The organism is Brevundimonas sp. KM4, assembly GCF_000964075.1.
GTDB classification, from domain to species: Bacteria; Pseudomonadota; Alphaproteobacteria; order Caulobacterales; family Caulobacteraceae; genus Brevundimonas; species Brevundimonas huaxiensis.
This window is the reverse complement of sequence record NZ_JZRG01000022.1, coordinates 74,696-100,114: the sequence shown is the minus strand read 5'-3', so window position 1 is coordinate 100,114 and position 25,419 is coordinate 74,696. Positions and strand designations below refer to the sequence as shown.

The 25,419-nt window shown below is 67.0% G+C and carries 28 protein-coding genes and 1 tRNA gene; 16 read left to right on the top strand and 13 right to left on the bottom strand.

The genetic code is table 11. The features are described 5' to 3' along the window. Window positions 1-22: 22 nt before the first annotated feature. Genes VH88_RS12620 through VH88_RS12605 form a run of 4 tightly spaced genes read right to left on the bottom strand, consistent with a single transcriptional unit; the run spans window position 23 to window position 3,314 of the window. Window positions 23-388: a response regulator gene (locus VH88_RS12620; RefSeq protein ID WP_039246220.1), complete on the bottom strand. Its 366-nt coding sequence runs from the start codon at window positions 386-388 to the stop codon at window positions 23-25. Beyond that, window positions 385-660, bottom strand: coding sequence for an STAS domain-containing protein (locus VH88_RS12615; protein WP_039246221.1), 276 nt, complete (start codon window positions 658-660; stop codon window positions 385-387). The genes VH88_RS12620 and VH88_RS12615 overlap by 4 nt, the downstream gene beginning before the upstream one ends. Beyond that, a complete protein-coding gene (locus VH88_RS12610) occupies window positions 660-2,591 on the bottom strand; it encodes a methyl-accepting chemotaxis protein (protein WP_045811560.1) in 1,932 nt (643 codons plus the stop codon). The genes VH88_RS12615 and VH88_RS12610 overlap by 1 nt, the downstream gene beginning before the upstream one ends. A 45-nt stretch (window positions 2,592-2,636) precedes the next feature. Then, window positions 2,637-3,314, bottom strand: a complete 678-nt coding sequence (locus tag VH88_RS12605; protein WP_045811559.1) for a TorF family putative porin — start codon at window positions 3,312-3,314, stop codon at window positions 2,637-2,639. Window positions 3,315-3,798: 484 nt separating this feature from the next. Here VH88_RS12605 and VH88_RS12600 point away from each other — a divergent pair, with 484 nt between their 5' ends. From VH88_RS12600 to VH88_RS12585, 4 genes are read left to right on the top strand one after another with little or no spacing between them, the layout of a single operon-like run. Beyond that, on the top strand, window positions 3,799-5,061 hold the full coding sequence (locus tag VH88_RS12600; protein WP_197071079.1) for a sensor histidine kinase: 1,263 nt from the start codon (window positions 3,799-3,801) through the stop codon (window positions 5,059-5,061). Further along, window positions 5,061-5,672, top strand: coding sequence for a response regulator FixJ (gene fixJ, locus VH88_RS12595; RefSeq protein ID WP_039246224.1), 612 nt, complete (start codon window positions 5,061-5,063; stop codon window positions 5,670-5,672). The genes VH88_RS12600 and fixJ overlap by 1 nt, the downstream gene beginning before the upstream one ends. A 34-nt stretch (window positions 5,673-5,706) precedes the next feature. After that, the gene (locus VH88_RS12590) at window positions 5,707-8,196 is read left to right on the top strand and encodes a helicase-related protein (protein ID WP_045811558.1); all 2,490 of its coding nucleotides are present in this window, start codon (window positions 5,707-5,709) and stop codon (window positions 8,194-8,196) included. Further along, on the top strand, window positions 8,193-8,468 hold the full coding sequence (locus tag VH88_RS12585) for an RNA-binding S4 domain-containing protein (RefSeq protein WP_039246231.1): 276 nt from the start codon (window positions 8,193-8,195) through the stop codon (window positions 8,466-8,468). Before VH88_RS12590 ends, VH88_RS12585 begins: the two co-directional genes overlap by 4 nt. Window positions 8,469-8,539: 71 nt before the next feature. Here VH88_RS12585 and VH88_RS12580 read toward each other — a convergent pair whose 3' ends face one another. Next, entirely contained in the window at window positions 8,540-9,166 is a 627-nt protein-coding gene (locus VH88_RS12580) for a YceI family protein (RefSeq protein WP_052689600.1), read from the bottom strand. Between the two features lie 171 nt (window positions 9,167-9,337). Here VH88_RS12580 and fdxA point away from each other — a divergent pair, with 171 nt between their 5' ends. After that, window positions 9,338-9,679 (top strand): ferredoxin FdxA, encoded by a 342-nt coding sequence (gene fdxA, locus VH88_RS12575; RefSeq protein WP_017505910.1) that lies wholly within the window; start codon window positions 9,338-9,340, stop codon window positions 9,677-9,679. 300 nt (window positions 9,680-9,979) lie between these two features. Continuing rightward, on the top strand, window positions 9,980-10,510 hold the full coding sequence (locus tag VH88_RS12570) for a CarD family transcriptional regulator (protein ID WP_017505911.1): 531 nt from the start codon (window positions 9,980-9,982) through the stop codon (window positions 10,508-10,510). A 72-nt stretch (window positions 10,511-10,582) separates the two neighbouring features. Here the strand turns inward: VH88_RS12570 and VH88_RS12565 are convergent, their stop codons facing one another. Further along, a complete protein-coding gene (locus tag VH88_RS12565) occupies window positions 10,583-11,062 on the bottom strand; it encodes a DUF3617 family protein (RefSeq protein WP_156146824.1) in 480 nt (159 codons plus the stop codon). A gap of 236 nt (window positions 11,063-11,298) precedes the next feature. Between VH88_RS12565 and rpmB the strand changes: the two genes are divergently transcribed. After that, window positions 11,299-11,595 (top strand): 50S ribosomal protein L28, encoded by a 297-nt coding sequence (rpmB, locus tag VH88_RS12560; RefSeq protein ID WP_026108540.1) that lies wholly within the window; start codon window positions 11,299-11,301, stop codon window positions 11,593-11,595. Between the two features lie 110 nt (window positions 11,596-11,705). Then, entirely contained in the window at window positions 11,706-13,430 is a 1,725-nt protein-coding gene (locus tag VH88_RS12555) for a M1 family metallopeptidase (protein ID WP_045811556.1), read from the top strand. Window positions 13,431-13,437: 7 nt separating this feature from the next. On the opposite strand, the gene VH88_RS12550 is transcribed toward VH88_RS12555, so the two are convergent. Further along, complete coding sequence (locus tag VH88_RS12550) at window positions 13,438-14,214, bottom strand: transglutaminase family protein (protein ID WP_039246235.1); 777 nt, start codon at window positions 14,212-14,214, stop codon at window positions 13,438-13,440. A gap of 132 nt (window positions 14,215-14,346) precedes the next feature. Between VH88_RS12550 and VH88_RS15420 the strand changes: the two genes are divergently transcribed. The 3 genes from VH88_RS15420 to VH88_RS12535 are packed head-to-tail and all read left to right on the top strand — an operon-like array spanning window position 14,347 to window position 18,071. Continuing rightward, window positions 14,347-14,934, top strand: a complete 588-nt coding sequence (locus VH88_RS15420; protein ID WP_052689599.1) for a biliverdin-producing heme oxygenase — start codon at window positions 14,347-14,349, stop codon at window positions 14,932-14,934. Continuing rightward, a complete protein-coding gene (locus VH88_RS12540; RefSeq protein ID WP_045811555.1) occupies window positions 14,931-17,105 on the top strand; it encodes a histidine kinase dimerization/phosphoacceptor domain -containing protein in 2,175 nt (724 codons plus the stop codon). Before VH88_RS15420 ends, VH88_RS12540 begins: the two co-directional genes overlap by 4 nt. Before the next feature lie 57 nt (window positions 17,106-17,162). After that, window positions 17,163-18,071 carry a DMT family transporter gene (locus VH88_RS12535; protein WP_045811554.1) on the top strand — a complete coding sequence of 303 codons (909 nt, stop codon included), beginning with the start codon at window positions 17,163-17,165 and terminating at the stop codon, window positions 18,069-18,071. A gap of 68 nt (window positions 18,072-18,139) precedes the next feature. Here the strand turns inward: VH88_RS12535 and VH88_RS12530 are convergent, their stop codons facing one another. Both VH88_RS12530 and VH88_RS12525 read right to left on the bottom strand, forming a co-directional pair. Next, on the bottom strand, window positions 18,140-18,343 hold the full coding sequence (locus VH88_RS12530) for a cold-shock protein (RefSeq protein WP_017505920.1): 204 nt from the start codon (window positions 18,341-18,343) through the stop codon (window positions 18,140-18,142). A 196-nt stretch (window positions 18,344-18,539) separates the two neighbouring features. Further along, window positions 18,540-19,301 carry an extensin family protein gene (locus VH88_RS12525; RefSeq protein WP_045811553.1) on the bottom strand — a complete coding sequence of 254 codons (762 nt, stop codon included), beginning with the start codon at window positions 19,299-19,301 and terminating at the stop codon, window positions 18,540-18,542. 102 nt (window positions 19,302-19,403) lie between these two features. On the opposite strand from VH88_RS12525, the gene ppk2 reads away from it, so the two are divergent. Beyond that, window positions 19,404-20,153, top strand: a complete 750-nt coding sequence (gene ppk2 / locus VH88_RS12520) for a polyphosphate kinase 2 (RefSeq protein WP_045811552.1) — start codon at window positions 19,404-19,406, stop codon at window positions 20,151-20,153. 6 nt (window positions 20,154-20,159) lie between these two features. Here ppk2 and VH88_RS12515 read toward each other — a convergent pair whose 3' ends face one another. Genes VH88_RS12515 through tsaD form a run of 3 tightly spaced genes read right to left on the bottom strand, consistent with a single transcriptional unit; the run spans window position 20,160 to window position 22,688 of the window. Beyond that, window positions 20,160-20,543, bottom strand: coding sequence for a Rieske (2Fe-2S) protein (locus tag VH88_RS12515; RefSeq protein WP_045811551.1), 384 nt, complete (start codon window positions 20,541-20,543; stop codon window positions 20,160-20,162). Further along, the gene (locus tag VH88_RS12510) at window positions 20,536-21,534 is read right to left on the bottom strand and encodes an NAD(P)H-dependent glycerol-3-phosphate dehydrogenase (protein ID WP_045811550.1); all 999 of its coding nucleotides are present in this window, start codon (window positions 21,532-21,534) and stop codon (window positions 20,536-20,538) included. The genes VH88_RS12515 and VH88_RS12510 overlap by 8 nt, the downstream gene beginning before the upstream one ends. A gap of 26 nt (window positions 21,535-21,560) precedes the next feature. Next, window positions 21,561-22,688 (bottom strand): tRNA (adenosine(37)-N6)-threonylcarbamoyltransferase complex transferase subunit TsaD, encoded by a 1,128-nt coding sequence (tsaD, locus tag VH88_RS12505; RefSeq protein ID WP_045811595.1) that lies wholly within the window; start codon window positions 22,686-22,688, stop codon window positions 21,561-21,563. A gap of 46 nt (window positions 22,689-22,734) precedes the next feature. On the opposite strand from tsaD, the gene hemC reads away from it, so the two are divergent. From hemC to VH88_RS12485, 4 genes are all read left to right on the top strand, one after another. After that, on the top strand, window positions 22,735-23,700 hold the full coding sequence (gene hemC / locus VH88_RS12500; RefSeq protein ID WP_045811549.1) for a hydroxymethylbilane synthase: 966 nt from the start codon (window positions 22,735-22,737) through the stop codon (window positions 23,698-23,700). Continuing rightward, window positions 23,697-24,404: a uroporphyrinogen-III synthase gene (locus VH88_RS12495; protein WP_045811548.1), complete on the top strand. Its 708-nt coding sequence runs from the start codon at window positions 23,697-23,699 to the stop codon at window positions 24,402-24,404. Before hemC ends, VH88_RS12495 begins: the two co-directional genes overlap by 4 nt. 41 nt (window positions 24,405-24,445) lie before the next feature. Next, window positions 24,446-24,521 (top strand) — tRNA-Thr (locus VH88_RS12490). Between the two features lie 171 nt (window positions 24,522-24,692). Beyond that, window positions 24,693-25,046 (top strand): helix-turn-helix domain-containing protein, encoded by a 354-nt coding sequence (locus VH88_RS12485; protein WP_039246365.1) that lies wholly within the window; start codon window positions 24,693-24,695, stop codon window positions 25,044-25,046. Here the strand turns inward: VH88_RS12485 and VH88_RS12480 are convergent, their stop codons facing one another. Then, window positions 25,047-25,415, bottom strand: coding sequence for a hypothetical protein (locus VH88_RS12480; RefSeq protein ID WP_045811546.1), 369 nt, complete (start codon window positions 25,413-25,415; stop codon window positions 25,047-25,049). Between the last annotated feature and the right edge of the window lie 4 nt (window positions 25,416-25,419).

Here is a 25,419-nt window from a genome sequence, read left to right as displayed (position 1 = left end):
GGGTCCGGCGGGCTTCAGGCGATCAGGCGGCGACGCGGCGGACGGCGTCCACCAGCTTGGCGGGGTCGAACGGCTTGACGATCCAGCCGGTGGCGCCGGCGGCGCGGGCGCGCGCCTTCTTCTCGACGTCGCTTTCGGTCGTCAGCACCAGCACCGGGGTCGTGCGGTGGTTCGGATCGGCGCGCACGCCCTCGATGACGCCGAAGCCGTCCATGCGCGGCATGTTGATGTCGGTGATGATGACGTCGGCGCCCTTGGACGCCAGGGTCTCCAGACCGTCCACGCCGTCCACCGCCTGGATCACGGTATAGCCCGCGTCTTCCAGCGCCATCAGCAGCATGTCGCGCATGGTGCGTGAATCGTCGATCGTCAGAACGGTCTTGGTCATGCCAACGCCCCCTCGGTGTTGAAGTCCGGCGCGCCATAGGCCGCCCATTGTTCCGTCCAATATTGGGACACAGACCCTAAACTTAGGTTGACGCCGTCGGCCGCCCACGTCTTTCGCGCCGACAGCAGGATCTGCAGGCACAGGCCGCCCAGGCGCTGCACCGCAGAGGCGTCCAGGACCACCGGATGACCGCGCAGGGCCAGCAGTTCGGCCTTCAAGGGCTCGGCCGCATTCAGGTCCAGCACGTCGGACAGGATCAGGGTTTCGGTCATCAGAACTCCTCCCAACCGTCTTCGGCGGCGGCGGCTTGAGGCTTGGGGGCGGCGCCGCCACGGCCGATGGTCTTAAGCGCGGCGACCATGTGGCTGGAGCGGGCAGCGGGCTTGGCGACGGGCGCAGGCGTGCGAACCGGCGCAGGCGCAGCGGCGCGCGGCGACGAGGCGCCGACGCGGAACTGCGCCACCGAGGCTTGCAGGCTCTCGGCTTCCTGGGCCAGCGAATGGCTGGCGGCGGTGGACTGCTCGACCATGGCCGCGTTCTGCTGGGTGACCTGGTCCATCTGGTTCACGGCGGTGTTGACTTGGGCCAGGCCGACGGCCTGTTCCTGGGCCGAGGCCGCGATTTCGGTGACCAGGCTGTCGATCTCGGCGACGCGGTCCACGATCCGTTGCAGGGCCTCGCCGGTCTCGCCGACCAGTTTGACGCCCGAGCCGACCTGACCGGTCGAGGCCGAGATCAGGGTCTTGATCTCCTTGGCGGCCTCGGCCGACCGCTGAGCCAGGGCGCGAACTTCGGAGGCGACCACCGCAAAGCCGCGACCGGCCTCGCCGGCGCGTGCGGCCTCGACGCCCGCGTTCAGGGCCAGCAGATTGGTCTGGAAGGCGATCTCGTCGATCACCCCGATGATCTGATTGATCTGGGTGGACGAGCCTTCGATGGCGGTCATGGCCTGGACAGCGTCGCGGACGATGATGCCGCTCTTTTCGGCGTCACCGCGCGCGGCCTGAACCACGTCGGAGGCTTGGCGGGCGCCCGAGGCGGTCTTGTTCACCGTGGCGGTGATTTCATCCAGGGCCGCAGCCGTTTCCTCCAGCGAGGCGGCCTGCTGTTCGGTGCGGCGCGACAGGTCGTCCGCGGCCTGCGAGATTTCGCCGGCACCCGAGCGGATGCCCGAGACGTTGTTGACCACGACCGAGACGGCCTGCTGCAGCTGGGAGATGGCGGCGTTGAAGTCGGTTTTCAGCTGAGCGGACTTGGCGCTGAATTCGATGTCGATGCGGTGGGTGAGATCGCCGTTCGACATGGCCGAGAGACCTTGGCCCAAGGCTGCGATGGCCCGGGCGTCTTCGGCGGCCTCGCGCGCCTTTTCGGCCTCGCGTTCGGCGCGCTCCTGCTCGGACATCGAGCGCTGCGACAGGGCGTCCTGCTCGACGCGGACCTTTTCGATCGCGGCGTCGCGGAAGGCCACGATGGCCTGACCCATCTTGCCGAACTCATCCTTGCGCTCGGCGCTGGCGACCTTGATGTCGGTGTCGCCGGCCATCAGCCTTTGCATATAGCCGATCATCGTGAAGATCGGGCGCACGATGGAGCGCGTCGCGACGAAACCGGCGATGATGGCGATCACCAAGGCTGCGATCAAACCGACGATCGTGGCGATCAGCGCGGTGCGGCTGGCGGCGGCCTGAGCTTCGGTCGAGGCCTTGCGCGCCACATCGTTGGCCGTCTTGATCTGGTCGATCGTGTCTTCGACCGGCGCGACGTAGTTGTCGGCCGTTCCGTTGCGGCCGACCATCTGAACGGCCTGGGCCGCGCGACCGTCTCGGACCATCGCAGAACCGGCTTCCACGACATTCTTGTACCAGGTCGCATTGCCTTCCACGGCCTTGTCGACCAGGGCGGCGCGGTCGGCGGGCAGTTCGCCGCGCAGCTCGTCCATGGCCGCCAGGAACTTGCCGCGATGCGCATCGACGCGTTCAATGTAGTAGGGATCCTGAGACAGAAGGTAGCCGCGGAAGGCGTTCTCCTGGCGCGCCACGTAGAACTCGGCCGTCGCCGTGGTGCGATTGACCTGGTTTTCCACCGTACGCACTTCGCCGGCCTTCTCCAGCTGGAGCAGGCTGGTGACGACGAGGACGCCCATGACGGCGATCGCCGCCAAAACGAGACCAAAGGCCGCGAACAGCTTGCGGCCGACGGGCATATTTTCAATCAACTTCAACTCAGCATCCCCCGGTGGATCGGTAACTCAGAACGAATAGGTGGCGGCGGCGACGAGACGACCCTCATAGGGTTCGCCTGCGCTGTGGCGGTCGGTGTCGTACCAGCGCAGATCGACGGCCAAGGCGTCGGTCAGCTTCTGTTTGGCGCCGACGTTCCAGGCGTTGTAATCGACACCGCCGTCGGCCATGCGGTTGGCGACTCCGGCCGAAATCTTTGTCTTGGCGGCGACGGCGACCGTGCCTTGCAACTCCAGCCACCAAGCCTCTTTCGTCGCCGCAAAGCCGTCGGGCGAATAGTTGACGCGCAGGCGCGTCGCCACGGGGCCCAGCTTGCGTGAAGCGTCTGCCTGATATTCCCAATAGTTTTTGTCGACGCCGGCGCGCGACCCTGGCAGGTCGCGGTTCATGACCCCCAGATCGAAGGTGAAACCGCCCGCCTTGGGGCGCCAGCCGACCATGCTGACGATTTCCATGTCGTAGCCTTGAGATCCGGCGGCGTCAGAGACGAAGACGCTGGCGTAGCCTTCGCCGAAGCCGGCTTCGGCCTTGGCGAAAGGCGCAACGTCCTGATTGCTCTTGCCCAGCCCTTTGCCGACATATTGGCTGGCGACACCGACATCGAGGCCGAACGATTGGGCCTGGGACGTGATCGGTGTTGCGAGGCCTACTGCCGCGACAACAAAGAAGGCTGACGAACGAAACATGGTGATCCCTGAAGCTTCTGCATTCTGAAGCCCAAGGATGAGGCGATGATTAATATTAAATCTGAACCGGACTGTATGTAGGATTGCGTAACCCGTGAGGAGTGTCGCGCGGCCTCCGGGCTGCGTCATCGGCAGGGGTGCTCGTCACTCCAAACCGATTTTGAGCGAATACGTATGTTCACGTAGTCGAAACGAGCCTATACAAAAGTTGTCAGAAAAGCGGCGACGCCCGTCAGCCCAAGTTTTGGCGAGTTCTCGCATCCCAATTCATACTCCGGTGAAATATATCCAGCGGCCCAGGAACATCACGAAGACATGATCTTCAGGTCCAGGACATGGTGGAGCGGGGTCTTGATCGCGTGCCTGGCTGTCCTTGTGGCGACGCTGGTTCGTAGCGCGCTCGAACCGTTTGGAAACTTCTATTATCTGCCGCTGGTCCCGGCGGTGATTGTTACGGCTCTGCTGGCGCAAAAGGGGGGCGGTCGTGCTGGCGATCCTGTTGGCCATCGGGGCTAATCTGTGGCTGGTGCATCGCGAAAGCGTGCTGGATGCGGCGACCAACGCCGCGCTTTTTGCGGTCATCGCCTGGGTCATCGCAGAGGTCTGTCGTCGGCTAATCGACGCCCTGGAACAGGCCCGCGCCCTGACGCGTGACTTGGCGCTGCGCGAGATGCTGCTCGACACCATTGTGGCCACGACGCCGATCGTGACGCTGGATCGTGAGGGGCGGACGCGCCGCGTGACCCCGGCCGCCGCCGATCTGCTGCGTGTGGATCGAGACGCGGCGATGGCGCAGCCTTTCGGATCGCTACTGCCCGGCTTCGACGATGCGGCCCTGGCGAAGGCTCGCCAAGGGGGCGAGGTTCTGGGCCCGTCCTCCGGACCTTGGACGAGCGGCAGTATAAATACACCCGGGCCGTCGCTGACGCTCCACGCCAATGTCCTGCCTGACGACATCGCTCCCGAACACATCGTGCTGACGCTGGGCGATCAGAGCCAGGCCGAGACGATCCGCAAGGGCGAGCGCGAACTGAACGACAAGCTCAGCAGCGTCTGGCGTCTGAACTCAATGGGGGAAATGGCCGCGACCCTGGCCCACGAACTGAACCAGCCGCTGACCGCCGCCACCGTGTATCTGCATGCCGGCCAGGCCGAACTGACCCGGCTGGGAACGGTCGCGGAAGGGCCGGCCAAGACCATCGACCTGGCCAAGACGCAGTTGCTGCGCGCGGGCGACATCATTCGGCGCATGCGCGAACAGGTCGCGACAGGTTCGCGGTCCTTTACCGAAGAGCGCGCCTCGCTGATCGTCCTCGACCTGGCGCCGGTCTTCGCCCTGACGGGACAGGACACCGACACGACGATCGCTCTGGATGTGGAAGAGGACGACGATCAGGTTCTGGCCGACCGCATCCAGATTCAGCAGGCGCTGGCCAATCTGGTGCGCAACGCCGTGGACGCCGTCATCGGACGCGAGGGCGCACGCGTGACGGTGACCGGCCGGACGCTGGGCGCGGACGGCTATGAGATCGCGGTGTGCGACAATGGCGACGGCATCCCCGAAGACAGAATCGACAGCATCTTTCACCCGATGGCGACGACGAAGGCCGGCGGCATGGGTCTGGGGCTGTCGGTCACGCGTTCAATCGTCGAGAGCCATGGCGCGACCTTGGTCGTCAGCCGGAATTCTCAGGGTGGAGCGACCTTTTCGTTTCGTCTGCCGCGTCCCACGGAGTCCGAAATCTGATGAGCCCGCACTCCGTTTTCATCATCGATGACGACCCCGCCATGCGCGACGCCCTGGTGCTGATGCTGCGCGGGGCTGGGTATCGGGCGCGCAGTTTCGTCAGCGCCGACGACTTCCTGGACAATCTGCCCGAAGACCGCAGCGCCTGCGTCATTACCGATGTGCGGATGCCGGGGCTTCAGGGTTCCGAGCTGGTCGGGCGTCTGAAAAGCCTGCGCGGCGACACCTGGCCGGTGATCGTCATCACGGGTCATGGGGAGGTGACGCTGGCGGTTCAGTTGATGAAGGCGGGCGTCGTAGATTTCGTCGAAAAGCCGTTCGATCCGCAGCGAATGCTGGACGCGGTTTCCAGCTGCCTGGCCTCCTTGACCAGTCTGGAGGCCGAGCGGATCGCGCGCGAGGACGCCAAGGCCCGACTGGACACCCTCACCCCGCGCGAACGGCAGGTCTTCGACGCCCTGATCGACGGCTGTTCCAACAAGGAAATCGCGCAAAGGCTGGAGATCAGCCCGCGCACGGTGGAAATCTTTCGCGCCAAGGTGATGACGAAAATGCAGGCCGCGAACCTGTCCACCCTGGTCCGGATCGGAATGCGCGCCGGCGACGCTTGAGCCGGACGAGATTCGTCGCCACCTTAGTCGCGACATGAGCGACCGGTCCGCAGGCCTCGCCCCGTCCCGCGTGACTGCGGTCCTGGGGCCCACCAACACTGGCAAGACCCATCTGGCGGTCGAGCGGATGCTGGGTCACGCCTCGGGCATGATCGGCCTGCCCCTGCGCCTGCTGGCCCGCGAGATCTATGAGCGGATCGTCAAACAGCGCGGCGCGGCGGCCGTCGCCCTGATCACCGGCGAGGAAAAGATCGTCCCGCCGCGCCCGCACTATTTCGTCTGCACCGTCGAGGCCATGCCGCTGGAGCGGTCGGTCGAGTTTCTGGCCATCGACGAAATCCAGCTGGTCGCCGACCCCGAACGCGGCCACGTCTTCACCCAGCGGCTGCTGCACGCGCGCGGCCGGTTCGAGACGATGTTCCTGGGCGCTGGCGCCATGGAGCCGCTGATCCGCCGCCTGGTGCCGGACGTGGAGATCGTGACGCGCGACCGGCTATCCACCCTGTCCTATGCGGGCTCCAAGAAGCTGACCCGCCTGCCGCGCCGCAGCGCAATCGTCGCCTTCTCGACCGACCGGGTCTACGCCATCGCTGAACTGATCCGGCGTCAGCGCGGCGGGGCGGCCGTGGTGATGGGCAGTCTGTCGCCCCGCACCCGCAACGCCCAGGTGGCGCTGTATCAGTCGGGCGAGGTCGATTTCCTGGTCGCCACCGACGCCATCGGCATGGGGTTGAACATGGATGTAGACCATGTCGCCTTCGCGGGCCTGAGAAAGTTCGACGGGCGGCGCACCCGCTGGCTTTACGCCCATGAGATCGGCCAGATCGCCGGGCGGGCCGGCCGGCATCTGCGCGACGGCACCTTCGGCGTCACGGCCGAGGCCGAGGATCTGGACCCCGACCTGGTCGAACAGGTGGTCGAGCATCGGTTCGATCCGATCGAGGCGGCGGAGTGGCGGAACGCCCGGCTGGATTTCGACACCCTGCCCGATCTGCTGCGCTCGCTGACGGTGACGCCCCAGCGTTCGGGGCTGAGCCTAACGGCGGAGGCGCTGGACGAGACCCTGCTGCGTCGCCTGATCAAGGACGAGGAGGTGGCCCGCATCGGGCGCTCGCGCGGGGCGGTCATGCGTCTGTGGGAGGCGTGCCAGTTGCCCGACTTCCAGAAGACGACGCTGGATGAACACGCCCGGCTGGCCAAGGACGTCTTCCACGCCCTGACCGGCAAGCGCGGCCGGCTGACCGACGACTGGATGGCGCCGCGCTTCGCCTTCGTGGATCGCGACGACGGTCAGATCGACCAGCTGTCGGCGCGGCTGTCGGCAGTGCGCACCCTGTCCTACATCGCCAACCGGCCGGACTGGGTTCACGACGCGCAAGGCTGGCGCGACAAGACCCGCGCGCTCGAGGACCGGCTGTCCGACGTACTACACGAGCGGCTGACCGCCCGGTTCGTGGATCGCCGAACCACCGCCCTGATGCGGGCGCTGAACGTGCGCGAAGACACGTTTGCTGGCGTCGCCGAAGACGGGGAGGTCACCGTCAAGGGTCAGGTCGTCGGCCAGCTGGAGGGCGTGCGGTTCCAGATGGAGAAGGGCTCTTCGGCTCTGGAGGATCGCACCCTGCGCCAGGCCGCCGTGCGTGCGGTGACGCCCGAGATCAATCGACGGCTGGGGCGTCTGGCGGCCGAGACCGACGACGGGTTTTCGGTCACGCCGGACGGGGCGGTGCTGTGGCGCGGCGTGCTGACGGCGCAGATCAATGCGACGCCGCAGGGGGTCGATCCCTTTACGCCCTCCGTGCGCCTGCTCGGCGATCTGGGACCGACGCCCGCCCGCGAGCGCGCCCAGCGCCGGATCGAGGCGTGGCTGGCGGCGGAAGCGGGCCGTGCGTTGCGTGATCTGCGACGGCTGCGTCAGGCGGTCGAGAGTGGCGCGCTCAAGGGCCTTCCGCGCGGCATCGCCTTCCGTCTGATCGAGGCCGGCGGCGTGATCGACCGGCGCGAGGTCGAGCGCGATCTGGCCGCGCTCAGTCAGGTCGAGCGCCGCACGCTGCGCAGTTTCGCCATCCGCATCGGGGGGCATTCGGTTTGGCTGCCTGGCCTTCAGAAGCCGCGCGCCCGCCATTTCGCCCAGGCCTTTGTCGCCGCGCCGCTGATCCCGGCCACGCCCGATCTGATCCCCGCGCCGGTGGAGCCGCCCTCGGCGCGTCTGTTGTCCGCGCATGGATTACGATTGGCGGGACGGTGGCTGGCGCCGGTCGAGACGCTGGAGAAGATGGCCGAGCTGCGGGCCGCCAATCACGGCCGACTGTCCGACGAGGCCCTGACCGATCTGGGCTGGCGCGCCGATCAGGCCAAACAGATCATCGCCGCCTTGAAGATCGAACGCGCCCGCCTGCCCGACAAGCCGGGCGCAGCGCCCAAGATCGTCAAGGACTCGCCCTTCGCCGCCCTCGCCGCCCTGACGGAGGCGCCCCCGGCGCGGCCCAAGCGTCGTCGTCCGCGTCGAAAGGCGAAGGCTTGAACGAGAACGCCTGTCGCATCGACATCTGGCTGTGGCGCGCGCGGTTCGTAAAGACGCGCGGCCTGGCGGCCGGTCTGGTGGAGCGGGGTGCGGTGCGGCTGACGCATCAGGGGCGCGAGACGCGGCTCGACAAGCCCAGCCGGTGCGTTCACGTCGGCGACCTGCTGACCTTCGCCCAGAACGGACGCGTCACCAGCCTGAAGGTCGAGGGGCTGGGCGAAAGGCGCGGACCCGCAGAGGAGGCCCGCGCCCTGTATTCGCTGACGGTCTAAATGGCCTCAAGTCGCGCGCAGCGCGGTAGGCTTAAAAGAGCCGCCTCAAGTCACGCGAAGCGCGGCAGGCCCTACTTCTGAATGACGAACTCGCCTTCAATGTGCAGCTTCACCTCGTCGGAGACGGCCGGCAGGGCGTAGTTGATGCCGAAGTCCGAGCGTTTGATGGTGGCTTCGCCGTCGAAGCCGGCCTTGTAGGCGCCCATGACGGTTCCGGCGCCGTTGAACTCGACCTCGATGGTGACGGGCTTGGTCACGCCCTTCAGGGTCAGATCGCCAACCACGGTCGCCTCGTTGGCGTCATCGGCGTCGACCGTGACCGAGCGCGAGACGAAGGTTGCCGTCGGATATTTAGCGGTGTCGAAGAAGTCGGCGGTCTGAAGGTGGGCCTTCAGACGGTCGTCGTTGGGCGCCACGTCGGTCAGCGGGATCGTCGCGGTCAGCGTCGAGGCCGAGGGGTTGGCCGGGTCCAGCTTCAGCACCGCCTTCACGTTCACGAACTGGCCCGTATAGGTCGAAAGACCGAAGTGATTGACCGACCAGGTGATCTTGCCGTGGCCGGAATCCAGATCGTAGGTCCCGGAGGTGACCTCGGCGGGGTTCTTGGTCAGAGCGGCCTGAGCCACGACCGCGCCGCCTGCGACCAGGCTGAGGGCGGCCGCGCCGGCGACGGCGTATTTCATGAAGGAGGTGCGCATAGGGATTTCCTGTCGATGGGGCGGATATGCAATCAATACAGTTGCGATTAGGCGCCGTTCTGTCAAGGCGCTGCGAATGGCTCTCGCCTTAAGCCGCGCTGTTGACAGTTGGTTGCGTGGCCGCCATGTCGCAGGCCTCCCGCCCACAGACCGACACCCGTTTTTCGCCCAATGACCTACATCGTCACCGACGCCTGCGTGAAATGTAAGTTCATGGACTGCGTCGAGGTGTGTCCTGTGGACTGTTTCTACGAAGGCGAGAACTTTCTGGTGATCGCACCCGACGAATGCATCGACTGCGGCGTGTGCGAACCGGAATGCCCGGTCGACGCCATCGTGCCGGACACCGAGGACGAGCCCGACGGCAAATGGCTTCAGGTCAACGCGGAATACGCCAAGGTCTGGCCCAACATCACCGTCAAGGGCACGCCCCCCGCCGATCGCGAGCAGTACGAGCGCGAAACGGGCAAATACGAGAAATACTTCAGCCCCAAGCCGGGCAAGGGTTCCTGATTTCAGGACTGGCGGCGCTCAAGCCTTGCCGCATTTGCACGTCCGCCCTGTGGACGTTTTGAAATTCCGCAGATTTGTGATAGGTTCTGTTTCATTGGATCGGGCGGTCCGCGAAATCTTCGCGCCGCCCGTGTTTGCGACAGAATCCCGCCCTAGACGGGATCGGCCAGAGGTTTGGTGATCCGTTTCCGCTTTTGACGCCTGACATCATCTCCTCCGACGGAGCGATCCGGCGGATGAGATCCTGTTTGCGTTTCCTGCGCCTTCGTTTCGCCCGGCCCTGACCGGGAAAGGACGATTATGACGAGCAAGACTGGTCTGGAGTTCAAGGTTGGCGACGCGGTCGTCTATCCGGCGCACGGCGTCGGCAAGGTGGCGGCGATCGAGACCCAAGAAGTCGCGGGCATGTCGCTGGAGGTCTATGTCGTGACCTTCGACCACGAAAAGATGACCCTGCGCGTCCCGACCAAGAAGGCCGTGACGGCCGGTCTGCGTTCGTTGGCCGCCGACGACGTCGTGACCAAGGCCCTGACCACACTGAAGGGCCGCGCGCGCATCAAGCGCACCATGTGGTCGCGTCGCGCCCAGGAATACGAAGCCAAGATCAACTCCGGCGACCTGATCTCCATCGCCGAAGTGGTCCGCGACCTGCACCGCGCCGACACCCAGCCGGAACAGTCCTATTCGGAGCGCCAGCTCTATGAATCGGCCCTGGACCGCATGGCGCGCGAAGTCGCGGCCGCCAACAAGATCGACAAGGACGCCGCCGTCGAGCTGCTTGCCAAGTCGCTCAGCGCCAAGAAGCCGGTCCCGACCGCCGAAGCCGCCTAAGCTTCAGTTTCGGACTAAAGAAGAGGCCCCGGAGCGATCCGGGGCCTTTTTTGATGCGTCGCAGAGCCGCTGTCAGAAGTATTCGGCGTTGGCCGGGCACTGGGCGCTGATGCGGCGCGCCGTGATGCTGGCGGGGATATAGGGCGTGCCGCGCACGATCTGGGCGCCGCCGCGGAAGCTGAAGCTGGTTTCCGTGTAGGTCCCATTCAGGCGAACGGCGATGCGACGGCCCTTGCGATCCTGGCAGGTTCCCTCGAAGCGGGCGTTGCCGTTGCCGACCGCGCGGGTCGGATAGGTGCAGCGCCACTTGTTGGTCGACAGGCCGCCGAAGAAGCGGTTGATCTCGCTGGGCCGCACGCACTTCTGCTCGGTGTCGCGCTGGCCCACCGCGCTGGTGGTGTATTCCCAATAGCCGGGCAGGACTTCGGACTGGGCGGCGGTCTGGGCCGGGGCGATGGCGGGCGAGGCCAGCATGAAGCCGCCGGCCATCACCGGGGCCACGACGGCGAGCGCACGCTTGGGCAGGCGATCGATCAAGGACGGACGGGACATGGAAGCCTTCTGTTCTGCTTGGGTCTCTTTTGGGGTCGTCATCATATGGGCCATACAGGGCGGCATTTGAATGACGGCTGAACGAGGCGTGGGGACGATGGGCCCAGACTCGGCTTGACGCCGAACCGCCTCTTCCCTTATACGGCCCCCTCTCGCGCGGGCTGGTTCCCGCGCGCAACTGTTTCATGCGTCCTCTCCCACGCTCGGGCCGGACGCCGCACCTTAAGGATCTGACGATGTCGCGTCGTTGCGAACTCACCGGTATCGGCCCCATGGTCGGCCACAACGTGAGCCACTCGAACATCAAGACCAAGCGCCGCTTCCTGCCGTCGCTGAAGACGGTCAAGGTCACGTCGGAAGCCCTGGGCCAGACGTTCAGCCTGCGCATCTCGAACGCCGCGCTGCGCACCCTGGACTACAAGGGCGGCCTGGACGTCTTCATCGTCAAGGCTCGCGACGAGCAGCTGTCGATCGCCGCTCAGCGCATCAAGCGCCAGATTCGCGCCAAGCTGGCCGAACAAGCCGCCGCCTGATCGGCGACCGCGACATAGAGTTCTGGAAGAGGCCGGTGGAAACACCGGCCTTTTTCTTTGCGCCATTGCCCGCTCGCGCTAGCCTGCAGCCTCAGACGGGGGACGGCTTCATGCGCATCAAGATTTTGCTTTTGGCCGCGACCAGCGCCCTGACTTTGTCGGCCTGCGCCACCGTGGCCCAGCCGGCGCCGACGCCGTGCGAATCGACCGCCTTCACCCTGGCCACCGATCAGCCGCTGACGCCCGAACAGCAGGCGATGCAGTTCGACAAGGCCGATTTGTCGATCAAGGTCCTGCCTGACGACAAGGCCATCGACGCGGTCGCCGTGCTGGACTTCACCGCCAAGGCGCCCCTGACCGCTCTGGTCGTCGAACTGGACACTCTGCTGACCATTTCCTCGGTCCAGATCGACGGGGTCGAGGTCGCTGTCGATCGCTGGTCCAACCCCGAAGGCCGGCTGACGGTGCTGCTGCCCGAGACCCTGGCCACGGGCCGGTCGGTCTCCCTGCGCGTCGCCTATGCCGGCCAGCCGCGCGTGGCGCCCCGGGCGCCGTGGGACGGCGGCTTCGTCTGGTCCACCGCGCCGTCGGGCGAGCCGTGGATCGCCACGGCGGTTCAGGGCGAGGGCTGCGACATCTTCTGGCCATGCATCGACAGCCCGCACGGCGAACCGGGCCGGGTCGACCTGCACATCACCGTCCCATCCGCCCTGTCGGCCCCGTCCAACGGCCGCTTCCTGGGCAAGGTCGATCACGGCGACGGCTGGACCACCTGGAACTGGTCGGCGAAATCGCCCAACACCTATGCCATCGCGCTGAACGTCGGGCCCTATGAAGAGGTGTCGGGCGATTACGCCAGCCGGTTCGGCAACACGATCCCGATGCGCTACTGGCATCTGAAATCGGACACCCCCGAACAAGTCCAGGGCCTGTTCGCCCAGTTCCCGAAGATGCTGGACTTCTTCGAAGCCACCGTCGGACCTTATCCCTTCGGCGATGAGAAGATGGGGGTGGTCGAGACCCCGCACCTGGGCATGGAGCACCAGACGATCAACGCCTACGGCAACGGCTACAAGATCGACGGTCGCGGCTATGACTGGCTGTTGCAGCACGAGTTCGCCCACGAATGGTTCGGCAACCAGCTGACCAACCAGAACGCCGACGACATGTGGCTGCACGAAGGATTGGGCAGCTATATGCAGCCGCTCTATGCGCGATGGTTGCTGGGCGACCGCTACATGCACCGCGAACTGGCCAATCAGCGCGAGGGTCTGATCAACACATATCCCGTCGTCTCAGGCACGCCCAAGACGGAAGACGAGGTCTACAAGGGCGATGCCGGGCCGGGTCTCGACATCTACAACAAGGGCTCGTTGATCAGCCATTCGCTGCGGATGCTGATCGGCGACGCCGCCTTCCATCAGGCGGTCACCCGCCTGGTCTATGGCCGACCCGATCCCCGGCCGGGCAATTTCGCGCCGTTGTACCGATCCACCGGCGACTTCGTCGCGATCATCAATGACATCACGGGCCAGGACTATGGCTGGTTTTTCCGCGGCTATCTCTACAACGCCGCCCTGCCGGTGCTGAGCCAGACCCGCGACGGCGATGTGCTGAAGCTAGAATGGGCGACGGGCGACGGCGGCGTCTTCCCTATGCCGCTGGAGGTCGAGATCGACGGGCGCGTTCAGACCGTGGCCATGACGGGCGGGCGCGGCCAGATCGCGGTTCCGGCCGGCGCCCATGTCCTGATCGATCCGCAGAACAAGGTGCTGCGCCAGATGGACGTGATCGACGCGCTTCAGGCCTACAAGGCGACGCAGAAGGCGAAGTAGCGGCCGGTCAGGCCTCGGCCACCGTCACCGACTGGCGCACCATCTGACAGCGCTCCTGGGTCGTCAGGAAGGCGATGTCCGCCGCATCGCGCCCGCAGGCGATCCGCACCAGACCCTCGACCGGCGCCAGGCCCGTCGGATCGACCAGCCACCAGCCGTTGTCCAGCCAGACCTCGAAGATAGCGTGGAAGTCGGGCGGGCTGAGTTGGTGAGCGAAGGCGCTGACCGCGCGCGCAGGAATGCCCGAAGCCCGGCATAGCGTCATGCCCAAATGAGTGAAGTCGCGGCACACGCCGGCCCGGTCGATGAAGGTGCGCGCCGCCGTGGTTTCGGTGTCCGACACGCCGTGCTCGTAATCGACGTTCTCGGTGATCCAGTTCAGGATCGCCAGCACGCGCGCGCCGCCCGCCGTGTCGCCGAACTCGCGCGTCACGAAGCGGCCGAACTGGTCCGACGGACAATAGCGGCTGGGCTGCAGATAGGGCAGGACCTCGGCGGGCAACTCGCCCCAGTCATGCTGGGATACGCTGGGCGGCAGGCCCTTCAACACGCCGTTCTCGACCACCGCCTCATAGGTCAGCTTGACCTCGCCCTCGACGTGGCAGCGCAGTGTGCGGGCGCCGAAATCGATGTCCTCGTCCTCGTGAAAATCAACCGGCGGGTCGAAGGTCAGGGTCTCTTCCAGGATGTCCTGGCCCGGCCAATGCGCGACCTGGATCTTGTAGATGGCGTCCGTCGGCGGATCGAAACGATAGACGAGTTCGGCGCGGACGCGCAGTTTCATGAAAATCCGCCGATCAAAGGGAGATGAGAAGGTCGCTGGTGAACGCCACGCGGTCTGGGCCGTTCCGTGGTGGTCCGCGCCTTCTGGCCTGTGCAAATCGACAAGACAAGACAGTGTGTTAATCTGAGCCCCATGATCGCTTCCCCTGCCCTTCTCGCTCTTCGGGAAGCCACCGCCTCAGCCCACGAAACCCTGGAAGTCCAGGCCGGGATCGAGCCGCGTCTGTCGGACCCCGCCACGCGGGCGGCGACCGTGGCGGCGTTTCACCGCTTCCATGCCGGACTGGAGCCGCTCAGCCATCCGCTGGTGGCGGCGTTGAACGCTGAACTGGACGCCGATTTCGAACCGCGATCACGCGCGCATGGGATCGCCCAGGACCTGACCATACTGGGCCAGCGCATTCCCTCGCCCGCGCGTCCGGCTGCGCCCGCCTCGGCCGGCGAAGCCCTGGGATGGGTCTATGTGGCTGAAGGATCGATGCTGGGCGGTCGGATCATACGACGGCGGCTGGCCGCCGAGGGTCGCGATCTGGAGGGCCTCGGCTTTCTGGATCCCTATGGCGAAGAGACCGGCGCACGCTGGCGCGCCTTCATGGATTTGCTGGACCGGGCCTGCGCTAGCGGCCTTGTCACGATCGATCAGGTGGTGAAGGGCGGCATCGACGGTTTCGCCTTCGCCCACCGCACCTTGCACCCCCAGCCGCAGGAGGTCGCGGCATGACCGAGACGCTCGACCTGGCCGACACCGCGCTGAACGAGTGTGATCGCGAGCCGATCCATATTCCTCAATCGATCCAGCCGCACGGCTTCATGCTGGTGCTGGATCTGCAATCCCTGACCATCCGGCAGGGGGCGGGCGCGATCGAGGAACTGACCGGCCCCAAGGTCTGGATCGACCGCACCGTCGCCGACGTGCTCGGCGATGTCGCCGACCGGGCCGTGCGCGCCATGGCCGCGCATCAGGAGGCCGGCTTCGCCTGTCGCTGGCGCGCGACCAATCGTCTGGAATACGACGTCGTGGTGCACCGCGCGCCCGGCACGACCGCCGGCGCGATCAACGATCTGATGATCATCGAGGTCGAGCAGAGCTCGCAGCAGGCTCGGCTCGGCGTCGATCTGATCGCCAGTCTGGACGCCGCCGGCGCCGCGCTGGAACGGGCGGTGACGATCCAGACGGTGTGCGAGCGGGCGGCGGACGCCTTCCGTCGCCTGACCGGTTTCGACCGGGTGATGATCTATCGCTTCCAAGACGACGAGGCGGGTCAGGTCGTCGCCGAAAGCCGCGCCGATGGCTCCGGCTCCTTCCTAAATCACCATTTCCCCGCCACCGATATCCCCCAGCAGGCGCGCGCCCTTTATCTGCGCAACCCGGTGCGGGTCATTCCCGATAGCCGTTACACGCCCCAGCCCCTGCGCCCCATTGCGCCCGGCGAGGCGCCGCTGGACATGAGTGACAGCGGCCTGCGCTCGGTGTCGCCGATCCATCTGCAATATCTGCGCAATATGGACGTTCGGGCCTCGGCGTCCGTGTCGATCATCGTCGATGACGCCCTGTGGGGGCTGGTGGCCTGCCACAACGCCTCGCCCAAACTGCTGCCCTATGAGTTGCGCGTGGGCTGCACGGCTCTGGCCCGCAATCTGGCGCGACAGCTGAAATCCAGGAGCGACGCCGATCTCTATCGCGAGCGTACGCGCCTGCGTCGGATGGAGGACGAACTGCTGTCGCGGCTGTCGCCGGACCGGCCGATGCGAGAGGCGCTGGGCGAAAAAGCCGACGCCCTGATGCAGCTGACCAGCGCGGACGGTCTGGCCATCGTCAGCGAGGGCGACATCCAGACCTTCGGCTATACGCCGCCCGAAGATGGCGTACGCGCCATCGCCGCCTGGGTCGCGGGACGGCCGGGCCTGCGCCCCGTCTCGTCGCATCACCTGTCCTCGATCCTGCCGGCCGCCGAGGCGTGGAAAACGCACGCCAGCGGGCTGCTGGCCGTCACCCTACCTCTCGATCAGCCGGTGTCGCTGCTGTGGTTCCGCTCGGAGGTGCTGGAGACGGTGCGCTGGGCCGGCAATCCCGCGACGGCGGAGAAGACGGGCCCCAACGCCATTCTGACGCCGCGCGCCTCGTTCGAAAGCTGGTCGGACACAGTCTCGGGCCGCGCGCACCGCTGGGGTCCGGCCGCCGTCGAGTCCGCCGCGCGGCTGAGGGACGCCCTGGCCGACTATGCCGCCGTCCATCAGATCCGCCGGCTGAACCGATCCCTGCAGGACCGCCTGTCCGAGCGCGATCTGCGGCTGGAGCAGCAGCAATATCTGATCCGCGAGGTAAACCACCGGGTTCAGAACAGCCTGACGCTGGTGTCCAGCTTCCTGGGCCTTCAGGCGCGAGAACAGGCGGGCGGATCGGCCGCGATGGCGCTGAACGAGGCGCGCCGTCGCGTGCGCGCCGTGTCCGCCGTCCACAGTCGGCTCTATCTGAGCGACCAGGTCACGACCATCGACATGAGCCGCTATATCGGCGAGTTGATCGGCGATCTGGGCTCCAGCATGGGGCCCGACTGGGTTGCGGCCCTGGAGACGGACCTGGATCCCGTCTGCATCGAGCCGGGCCGCGCCATCACCATCGGCCTGATCCTGACCGAACTGATCATCAACGCCCAGAAATACGCCTATGGCGGCAAGCCCGGCCCGCTCTGCATTCGGTTCGAAGAAGACGGCGCCTTCTTCCGCATGACGGTGGAGGACGAGGGCGCTGGCGGGCATCTGGCCGGCAAGGGGTTCGGCTCGATGATGATCAAGAGCCTGGTCGGTCAGTTGGACGGGACGATCGACTATCGCGATCGCGCGCCGGGCCTCAGCGTCGTGCTGCGGGCGCGCATCGACCCGCTCGTTTGAGGTCAGAGCCAACGGCGCCTGTGGCGTCAGGTCGCAGGGCGTCGTAAGAGCCGGGCCATGTCCGCCCTGGCCTTTCGCCCCTCCTCGCGCGCCTTCGCGCTGATCGTTCTGCTGATCGCCGCCAGCGTGCTGGGCCTGGCGCCCATTCTGGTGCGGTTGACCGAGACGGGGCCGGCGGCGGCGGGGTTCTGGCGGTTCCTGTTCGCCTTACCCCTGCTGACGATCCTGGCGGCGCGCGAGCCGGGCGGCGTTGGCGCGCCGTCAAAATGGGCGCTGCTGGCGGGCCTATTCTTCGCCCTGGACCTCAGCTTCTGGCACTACGGCATCGTCATGACTTCGGTCGCAAACGCGACGGTGCTGTGCAACCTGACGCCGGTTGTCGTGACCCTGTTCGGCTGGTTCGTCCTGAAGGAGCGGCCGCACCGGCTGTTCATCCTGGCCCTGGCCTTGGCCATGGGCGGCGCCTTCGCCATGGCGGCGGGCGCGGACGGCGGACAGGGGACCAATCCGATGCTGGGCGACGTGTTCTCCCTGTCGGTGGCGGTCTGGTACTCGGGCTATTTCCTGGCGGTTCAGGCGGCGCGACGCACGGCCGGCGCGATGCGGGTGACCTTCTGGGCGACGCTGCTGGGCGCGCCCCTGCTGCTGATTGTCGCCCTGGCGCTGGGCGAGGCTGTCATACCCGCCGGACCGGCCGGCTGGGCCGCCTGCGTGGCCATGGGCGTGATGCACGTCTTCGGACAAGGCGGCGTGGCCTGGGCGCTGGGCAAGCTTCCGGCCTCGGTCACGGCCGTGACCATCCTGATCCAGCCGGTCGTCGCGGGCCTGCTGGGCTGGTGGATCTTCGGCGAGACCCTGACGCCGATCCAGGCCCTGGGCGGCGCCCTGGTGCTGGGCGCCATCGTCCTGGCGCAGCGGTCACAGAGGGCGAAGCCCGACGGGCTCAAGCAGCGCGAAGCGCGGTAGCCCAAAAAACAAAACGGGCGCGGGAGAAACTCCCGCGCCCGCCTCTAAGCCTTGAAGGCTGGATCGACTTAAAGAACCTTGAGGTCGATCGCCGAAGTCTTGCCGCGCTGGTTTTCCAGCTCGTATTCGACCTTGGCGTTCTCATCGAGGCCCTGAAGTCCGGCCTTCTGAACGGCGGTGACGTGAACGAACACGTCGGAGCCGCCGCTATCGGGCTGGATGAAGCCGTAGCCCTTGGTGGGGTTGAACCACTTGACCGTGCCGGTCGCCATGTCTGCGTCTCCGTAAACGCGCTTTTCCAGGCGGATCCCTCACGAGGTGACCCGACAATCCATCTGGACAGCTCGTTCAGGCGAAGGAGCGAAACGCGGGTTTGGACCCCACGCGAAATCCGGACTGCAGCGATGTTGTCACCCGGCTTTTCCAGACGGTCAACAGCAAAGCGAGTCGCACCAGACGCATTCAGGCTTAACGACACAGGCCCCGCGCGGCCCCGTCGATGTGCAGATGGTTGGCGTGGGCGGCGTTGTAATCGGGCGTCAGGACCGTTGAAAACAGCTGGCAGGCCCCGTCGCGCAGGGCGTGCAGGAAGCGGCCGCCCGACTCGCCCGCCGGCCCGTCGCCGCGCCAGTCGTTCAGCACGCTGACGGTCCGGCCGTCCTTCAAGGTCACCGCTGCGACATCCAGCGCATTGGCCTTGGCGTGTTCGCTGGGCCGCTCCGCCTCGTCCTGTGAGCCGTAGATGCGGCGGCACGAATAGGTCCCGTAGTTGTCGACCCGCGCGGGCGCCGAGCCCAGAATGTCGCGCGAGGCCGGGCGCAGCACCTGTCGATCCCAGATGACATAGCGGACCGCTAGCGGGCACTGCATGACGACATCGGCCGGCGCCAGAGGCGTCACCTCGCCGCCCGTGATCCGCACCGCCCCGCGCACCACGCAGAAGCCGCCGTCGTCGCGGTCGGGCGCGCGTTCGACCCGAACCCCCGCATTGCGCAGCGCCTGCATACAGGCCTCGGTCGCGCCCTCGACTGCTTCGGGCGTGGCGGCGGTCGGCACGTCGAAGGCGGCGACCTTTGCGGTGGTCGCGCGGCCCAGTGGGCGATCCAGATCCAGCGGCTTCCACGGCAGGTCCTGGGGCGGCGCAAAGGCGTTCAGCAAGGCGAAGCCGGCGCAGACCAGCAGCGCCAGTTCCCACACCAGATTCCACATGTCCGCCACATCGCGCTTCATTCGGCCCCTCGCAGGCCGGACGGGCCCGGCGCCTTAACGCCCAGCTTCGCAGTCGGCTCCCTCGCCCTTGCTCTCTGCCGGCCCTCGGCCCACTCTCTTTCCATGGGAAAGAAATCCGACACCTATGACGCCGAGCTGGAGCAGATCCAGCTGGCCATCGTCCAGACCCAGGCCTGGAGCATCGAGCATGGCTCGCGCGTGGTCATCGTGCTGGAGGGGCGCGACACCGCCGGCAAGGACGGCGCGATCAAGCGCCTGACCGAACATATGTCGCCGCGCCAGACCCGCGTCATCGCCCTGCCCAAGCCCAGCGACCGCGAAACCAGCCAGTGGTATTTCCAGCGCTATGTCCCGCACCTGCCGGCGGCGGGCGAGACGGTGATCTTCAACCGGTCCTGGTACAACCGCGCCGGGGTCGAGCCGGTCATGGGCTATTGCACGCCCGAACAGTACGCCCAGTTCATGACCGACGCCCCGCGCTTCGAGCGGATGCTGACCGACGACGGGATCATCCTGATCAAGATCTGGCTGGACATCTCGCGCAAGGAGCAGGCCAAGCGGCTGAAGGAACGTCGCGAGGATCCGTTGAAGAAGTTCAAGCTGTCGTCGCTGGACGCCGAGGCCGAGGCGCGGTTCGACGCCTATTCCGACGCCCGCGACCGGATGCTGGACGAGACCGACCGCGACTATGCGCCCTGGACCGTCGTCGCCACTGACGACAAGAAGACGGCGCGGCTGAACATCGGCCGCTACATCCTGTCGGTGCTGAGCCACACCAGCATCGACATCAAGAAACCGGATCCCGACGTCGTGTTCAGCGCCGAAAAGGCCAAAGGCAGACTGGCGCGCTGAAGCGCCTCAGGCCGTTCTGACGATCCCGCCAGAGGCCGTCACCGGCCAGGGCGTCAGCCGCCCGCCCGCGCAGGGGCCGCCCTTGCATTCGCCGGTCAGCGGTTCGAACACCGCCCCATGCCAGCCGCACAGGATCAGCGCGCCGTCCGGCGTCAGATACCGGTCGATCTCCATCGCGATCGGAAAGCCCGCATGCGGGCAGCGATCGACCCAACCCGCGACCTGACCGTCCTTCCTGACCACGAAGCCGTGGAAGAAGGCCTCGCCGATCTGCAGCACGAAGCCGCGCGAGCCCGGATCGGCGATGTCGCCCTCGGCGCACAGGGCCACGCCCGGCGGCGTCTTCCAGACCCGTTTGCGCTCACCTGGCGCTTCGGCGGCTTCAGACACGTTCGGCCTTCAGCGGGCGCGACAGCAGGCCGTCGATCAGACCATCGACACCGATCTCGCCGGCAAGGAGAGCGGCGACGCCTTCGGAGATCGGGATTTCCACGCCCAGACGCGCGGCCAGTTCGCGAACCGCCGGCGCGCTCTCATAGCCTTCCGCCACCGATCGTTTGCCGGCCAGAGCCTGTTCGACCGTCTGTCCCTGCCCCAGGGCCAGACCCAGGCTCATGTTGCGCGACTGGGGGCTGGAGCAGGTCAGGACGAGGTCGCCCAGGCCGCACAGGCCCGCCACCGTCTCCGCCTGCCCGCCCATGGCGACGGCGAGGCGAGTCATTTCCGCAAAGCCGCGCGTGATCAGAGCGGCATGGGCGCTGCGGCCCAACTGACGCCCCTCGGAGATGCCGCAGGCGATGGCCAGCACGTTCTTCAGCGCGCCGCCCGCCTCGGCCCCCACCAGATCGGTCGCCAGATAGGGCCGGAAGCTCGGCGCCGACAGGGTGTTCAGCAAGGCCTCGCCCAGCGTCTGATCGGCACAGGCCAGGGTCACGGCGGTCGGCAGGCCGCGCGACACCTCGCCCGCGAAACTGGGGCCGGAGAGGACTGCGGCGGGAGCGTCCGGCAGGGTCTCGGCCAGCACCTCGGTCATCAGCTTCATCGTGCCGCGCTCGACCCCCTTGGAGCAAAGCACCACCGGCACGCCGGCGCGATAGTGGGGCGCAAACGCCGTCAGCGTCGCGCGCATGTGCTGGGCCGGCGGCACGGCCAGGATCACGTCGCAGTCGCCCAGATCGGCCAGATCGGCGGTGAATTTCAGTTCGTCGGCCAGCGGCACGCCGGGCAGATACAGGTCGTTGGCCCGCGTCGCCCGCATTGTCTTGACCAACTGCTGCTCGCGCGCCTGCAAGGTCGTGTCCAGGCCAGCCCGAACGCACACCTGCGCCAGAGCCGTGCCCCAGGCGCCCGCGCCGATGACCCCTGCCGTGCGGAATTCCATACGCCCTCCCGAGGCTTGTTTACCGTTCACGCCTTGGCGCCTTTACGGCCCGGCTTGTGCGAAGGATCGGACAGGGCGCGCGCTTCGTCCAGCGGCCATCGCGGCCGGGCGACGACGTCAATGTCGCTGGTCAGGCCCAACGCCAGCCGTTCCGCCCCGGCCAGGGCGATCATCGCCGCATTGTCGGTGCAATAGGCCATCGGCGGCGCCAGGAAGTCGAAGCCGTGTTTCGCCGCCGTCGCCTGCAAGGTCGCGCGGATGGTCTTGTTGGCCGCAACCCCGCCAGCCACCACGAACAGACGGTGGTCATGCGTCTCCGCATAGGCCGCCAGCGCCCGTTCCGACCGATCCGACAGTTGGCGCGCGATAGCGTTTTGCACCGCATCGGCCAGGTCCGCCTTGTCCTGTTCGGTCTCGCAGGTCTGGGCGATGCGGAAGGCCGCCGTCTTCAGCCCCGAGAACGAGAAGTCGCAATCCTTGCGGCCCAGAAGGGCGCGCGGCAGATCGATCCTGGACCCGTCGCCCTGCATGGCCAGCCGCTCCAGCGCCGGGCCGCCCGGATAACCCAGGCCCAAGGCCTTGGCGATCTTGTCGAAGGCCTCGCCGGCCGCGTCGTCGATGGTGGCCCCGATCCGGCTCATGTCGCCGACGCCGCGCACCTCCAGAAGCTGGCAATGGCCGCCGGACACCAGCAGCAGCAGGAAAGGATAGGCCACCTCCGCACCCAGCCGGGCCGACACCGCGTGGCCTTCAAGATGGTTGACCGCCACTAGCGGGAGGCCGCGCGCCAGCGCCGCCGCCTTGCCGAAGCTGAGCCCCACCATAACCCCGCCGACCAGACCCGGCCCGGCCGTCGCCGCAATCCCGTCCAGCCCGTCATAGCCCAGATCGGCCTCGGCCATCGCGCGGCGGGTGACCTCGGCGATCATCTCGACGTGGCTGCGCGCCGCGATTTCGGGCACCACGCCGCCATAGGCCGCATGATCGTCGATCTGGCTGTGAACGACCGAGGACAGCACCTCCGCCCGACCACCCGTCAGGCGCACGACCGAGGCGGCGGTCTCGTCGCAACTGGTCTCCAGGCCCAGCACCGTCAGCGGCCGGACATCCCGTCCAGTTGCTGACTTGGCGCCGCTGCTATAGTCGGCGGACATTTCCATCGGGTCGAGGTAGCGACCCGGCGACCGGTGCGCAACGCTCATGACCTTTCCTCTCCGCATCGGCACCCGACGCTCCAAGCTGGCGCTCGCCCAATCCGGCATGATGCAGCGCGCCATCGGCCGCGCCCTGAACGTGCCCGAGGCCGAGATCGAGACCGCCGTTCCTTTGGTCGAGATCGTCACCACCGGCGACCGCATCCAGGATCGCCGCCTGCTGGAGGTCGGCGGCAAGGCGCTGTTCACCAAGGAGATCGAGGAGGCCCTGCTGGCCGGCCGGATCGACATCGCCATCCATTCGATGAAGGACGTCCCCGCCGAACAGCCCGACGGACTGTGCATCGCCGCCATTCCCGAACGCGAGGACGCCCGCGACGCCTTCATCAGCCGCGATTTCGACAGTTTCGACGCCCTGCCCTTCGGCGCGCGCCTTGGCACCGCCAGCCTGCGTCGCCAGGCCCAGGCGCTGGCCCTGCGGCCCGACCTGAAGGTCGAAATGCTGCGCGGAAACATCGACACCCGGCTACGTCGCGCGGCCGATGGCGATTTCGACGCCATCCTTCTGGCCGTCTCGGGCATGACGCGCCTGGGCGTCACCGCCCATATCCGCGAGAAGCTGTCGCTGGACAGCTTCCTGCCCGCGCCGGGCCAGGGCGCCCTGGCGATCCAAACGCGCGCCGCCGACATCGACGCGCCCCTGAGCACCCAATGGGTCGCCGCCCTGAATCACCCCGAGACTGCCTTGTGCATCGCCGCCGAGCGCGGGGCCATGACGGCGCTGGAAGGATCGTGCCGCACTGCCGTCGGCGCCTACGCCCGCATCGAACACGACACCCTGCATCTGACCACCGAAATGCTCAGCCCGGACGGCTCCGCCCGCTGGCGCCGCGTCGGCGACCTTTTCCAACCGACCGAAGCCGACGCGCGCGCACTGGGCCAACGCATGGGCGGAGAGGTCCACGCCTCGGCCGGCGATCAGGAAGTCGATCCCGCGACCGTGGACGGATGAGCCTCACGTCACCCCGCGTCTGGATCACCCGCGCCCAACCGGGCGCCGCACGCACCGCCGCCCGCCTGCGCGACATGGGGTTCGAGCCGATCGTCGCGCCCCTGCTGGCGATCGAACACCTGACCCCGCCGGTTCCCGATCTGGCGCCGTTCGCCGCCCTGGCCTTCACCAGCATCAACGGCGTCGTCGCCTTCGCCGCCCTCACGCCCCGCCGCGACCTGCAGGTCCTCGCCGTAGGCGATGCGACCGCCCAGGCCGCCCACGATGCGGGCTTCGCCGATGTTCGCTCCGCTTCCGGCGACCTGCACGCCCTCGCCCGTCTGATCGCCGGCGCCATCGCCGACGCCGCCGTCCTGGTCCCCCAAGCCGAAACCCCCGCCGGCGATTTCACCGCCGCCCTCGCCGCCGCCGGCGCCCGCAACGTGTCGATCCAGTCGCTGACGGTGTATCGCGCCATCGAAACGTCAGCCGAAGCGCCCGCGCCGCTCGACGCCGTTCTGATCCACTCCCCCCGCGCCGGGCACGCCCTCGCCAAACGTAGTCACGACGTCCTGGTGCACGCGGTCCTCGCCTGCATCTCTCCCGCCGCCGCAGCCCCGTTCGTCACGCACGGCCTGACGCCCGTTGTGGCAAAATCGCCCGACGAGACCGCATTGCTCACGATCTTGAACGCGGCGCTTGGCAAGCGCGATCCGGCCGTATAAAGAGCCCGTCTCGCGCGGACAGCTTCGTCCGTCGCAACCGGGCCGCTTTAGCTCAGCCGGTAGAGCACATCATTCGTAATGATGGGGTCAGGTGTTCGAGTCACCTAAGCGGCACCACTTCTCCGAGCGCGATTCGCGCGGGAGGCGGCGCATGAAGCGCCGAAATATATCCTCAAGGTTGAATCGTCAGCTATAGCGCACGTAGCAATCCCTAGCTGAGCAGCTTTGGCTTGACGGGATCGGTGTTTTGGGGCCATGGCGCCGCATTATCTATGCCCGCAGGCCGACATGAACGACGCAGTTGATCCCGTAGACATCGCCATCGGCGGACGCATCCGCACCCGTCGTGAGGAACTGCGTATCACCCAGGCGCAACTGGCCGCCGGCGCAGGCGTGACCTTCCAGCAGATCCAGAAGTACGAGCGGGGCGTGAACCGCGTCTCGGCCGCCCGTCTGCTGCAGATCGCCTCAGTGCTGAAATCGACCGGCGCAGCCCTGTTGGGCGAACTTGAAACGGCCGAGGGCGACGAGCTGGCCCTGGCCGCACCCGGCGTCGCCGAACTGCTGGCGGCCTTCCGCGGCATCAAGGACGCCGCTCAACGCGACGCCCTTCTGACCGTGGCCAAGGGCCTGCGCGGCTGATCAGGCCCGGTTGCTGGCGCTTTTCAGCAACTGCTCAACCTCGTCGCGATGGTCGGCTCCGTCGAGAGCCGCGCCTGCCAACCATGACTGGATGGCGTCCAGTGCGCGCGCATCGCGTCCGTCCGAACGGCCGGCGTCGGACAGGCTCTGGCGGATGATCTCGATCATGCAGACCGCCTCGACGGCCGAGGTCGGGGCGTGATCGAGAAGCGTGGTTTCCGCCGCTTCCATCGGCGTCAGATCCAGTTCGACAAGAAGGTTCTCGCCGCTGGCGGACAGCGATGACGATCCGACCTGTTTCGCCAGATTGGCCGTTTCCAGCCACGAGCGGAAAAGCGGCATGAAGGCGGGGGCGGTTTGGATATTCATGACA

Coding starts and splice junctions, on each gene's coding strand:
- VH88_RS12620 (WP_039246220.1), bottom strand. CDS start 388: ATGACCAAGACCGTTCTGACGATCGACGATTCACGCACCATGCGCGAC.
- VH88_RS12615 (WP_039246221.1), bottom strand. CDS start 660: ATGACCGAAACCCTGATCCTGTCCGACGTGCTGGACCTGAATGCGGCC.
- VH88_RS12610 (WP_045811560.1), bottom strand. CDS start 2,591: ATGCCCGTCGGCCGCAAGCTGTTCGCGGCCTTTGGTCTCGTTTTGGCG.
- VH88_RS12605 (WP_045811559.1), bottom strand. CDS start 3,314: ATGTTTCGTTCGTCAGCCTTCTTTGTTGTCGCGGCAGTAGGCCTCGCA.
- fixJ (WP_039246224.1), top strand. CDS start 5,061: ATGAGCCCGCACTCCGTTTTCATCATCGATGACGACCCCGCCATGCGC.
- VH88_RS12590 (WP_045811558.1), top strand. CDS start 5,707: ATGAGCGACCGGTCCGCAGGCCTCGCCCCGTCCCGCGTGACTGCGGTC.
- VH88_RS12580 (WP_052689600.1), bottom strand. CDS start 9,166: ATGCGCACCTCCTTCATGAAATACGCCGTCGCCGGCGCGGCCGCCCTC.
- fdxA (WP_017505910.1), top strand. CDS start 9,338: ATGACCTACATCGTCACCGACGCCTGCGTGAAATGTAAGTTCATGGAC.
- VH88_RS12570 (WP_017505911.1), top strand. CDS start 9,980: ATGACGAGCAAGACTGGTCTGGAGTTCAAGGTTGGCGACGCGGTCGTC.
- VH88_RS12565 (WP_156146824.1), bottom strand. CDS start 11,062: ATGTCCCGTCCGTCCTTGATCGATCGCCTGCCCAAGCGTGCGCTCGCC.
- rpmB (WP_026108540.1), top strand. CDS start 11,299: ATGTCGCGTCGTTGCGAACTCACCGGTATCGGCCCCATGGTCGGCCAC.
- VH88_RS12555 (WP_045811556.1), top strand. CDS start 11,706: ATGCGCATCAAGATTTTGCTTTTGGCCGCGACCAGCGCCCTGACTTTG.
- VH88_RS12550 (WP_039246235.1), bottom strand. CDS start 14,214: ATGAAACTGCGCGTCCGCGCCGAACTCGTCTATCGTTTCGATCCGCCG.
- VH88_RS15420 (WP_052689599.1), top strand. CDS start 14,347: ATGATCGCTTCCCCTGCCCTTCTCGCTCTTCGGGAAGCCACCGCCTCA.
- VH88_RS12540 (WP_045811555.1), top strand. CDS start 14,931: ATGACCGAGACGCTCGACCTGGCCGACACCGCGCTGAACGAGTGTGAT.
- VH88_RS12535 (WP_045811554.1), top strand. CDS start 17,163: ATGTCCGCCCTGGCCTTTCGCCCCTCCTCGCGCGCCTTCGCGCTGATC.
- VH88_RS12530 (WP_017505920.1), bottom strand. CDS start 18,343: ATGGCGACCGGCACGGTCAAGTGGTTCAACCCCACCAAGGGCTACGGC.
- VH88_RS12525 (WP_045811553.1), bottom strand. CDS start 19,301: ATGAAGCGCGATGTGGCGGACATGTGGAATCTGGTGTGGGAACTGGCG.
- ppk2 (WP_045811552.1), top strand. CDS start 19,404: ATGGGAAAGAAATCCGACACCTATGACGCCGAGCTGGAGCAGATCCAG.
- VH88_RS12510 (WP_045811550.1), bottom strand. CDS start 21,534: ATGGAATTCCGCACGGCAGGGGTCATCGGCGCGGGCGCCTGGGGCACG.
- tsaD (WP_045811595.1), bottom strand. CDS start 22,688: ATGTCCGCCGACTATAGCAGCGGCGCCAAGTCAGCAACTGGACGGGAT.
- hemC (WP_045811549.1), top strand. CDS start 22,735: ATGACCTTTCCTCTCCGCATCGGCACCCGACGCTCCAAGCTGGCGCTC.
- VH88_RS12495 (WP_045811548.1), top strand. CDS start 23,697: ATGAGCCTCACGTCACCCCGCGTCTGGATCACCCGCGCCCAACCGGGC.
- VH88_RS12485 (WP_039246365.1), top strand. CDS start 24,693: ATGAACGACGCAGTTGATCCCGTAGACATCGCCATCGGCGGACGCATC.
- VH88_RS12480 (WP_045811546.1), bottom strand. CDS start 25,415: ATGAATATCCAAACCGCCCCCGCCTTCATGCCGCTTTTCCGCTCGTGG.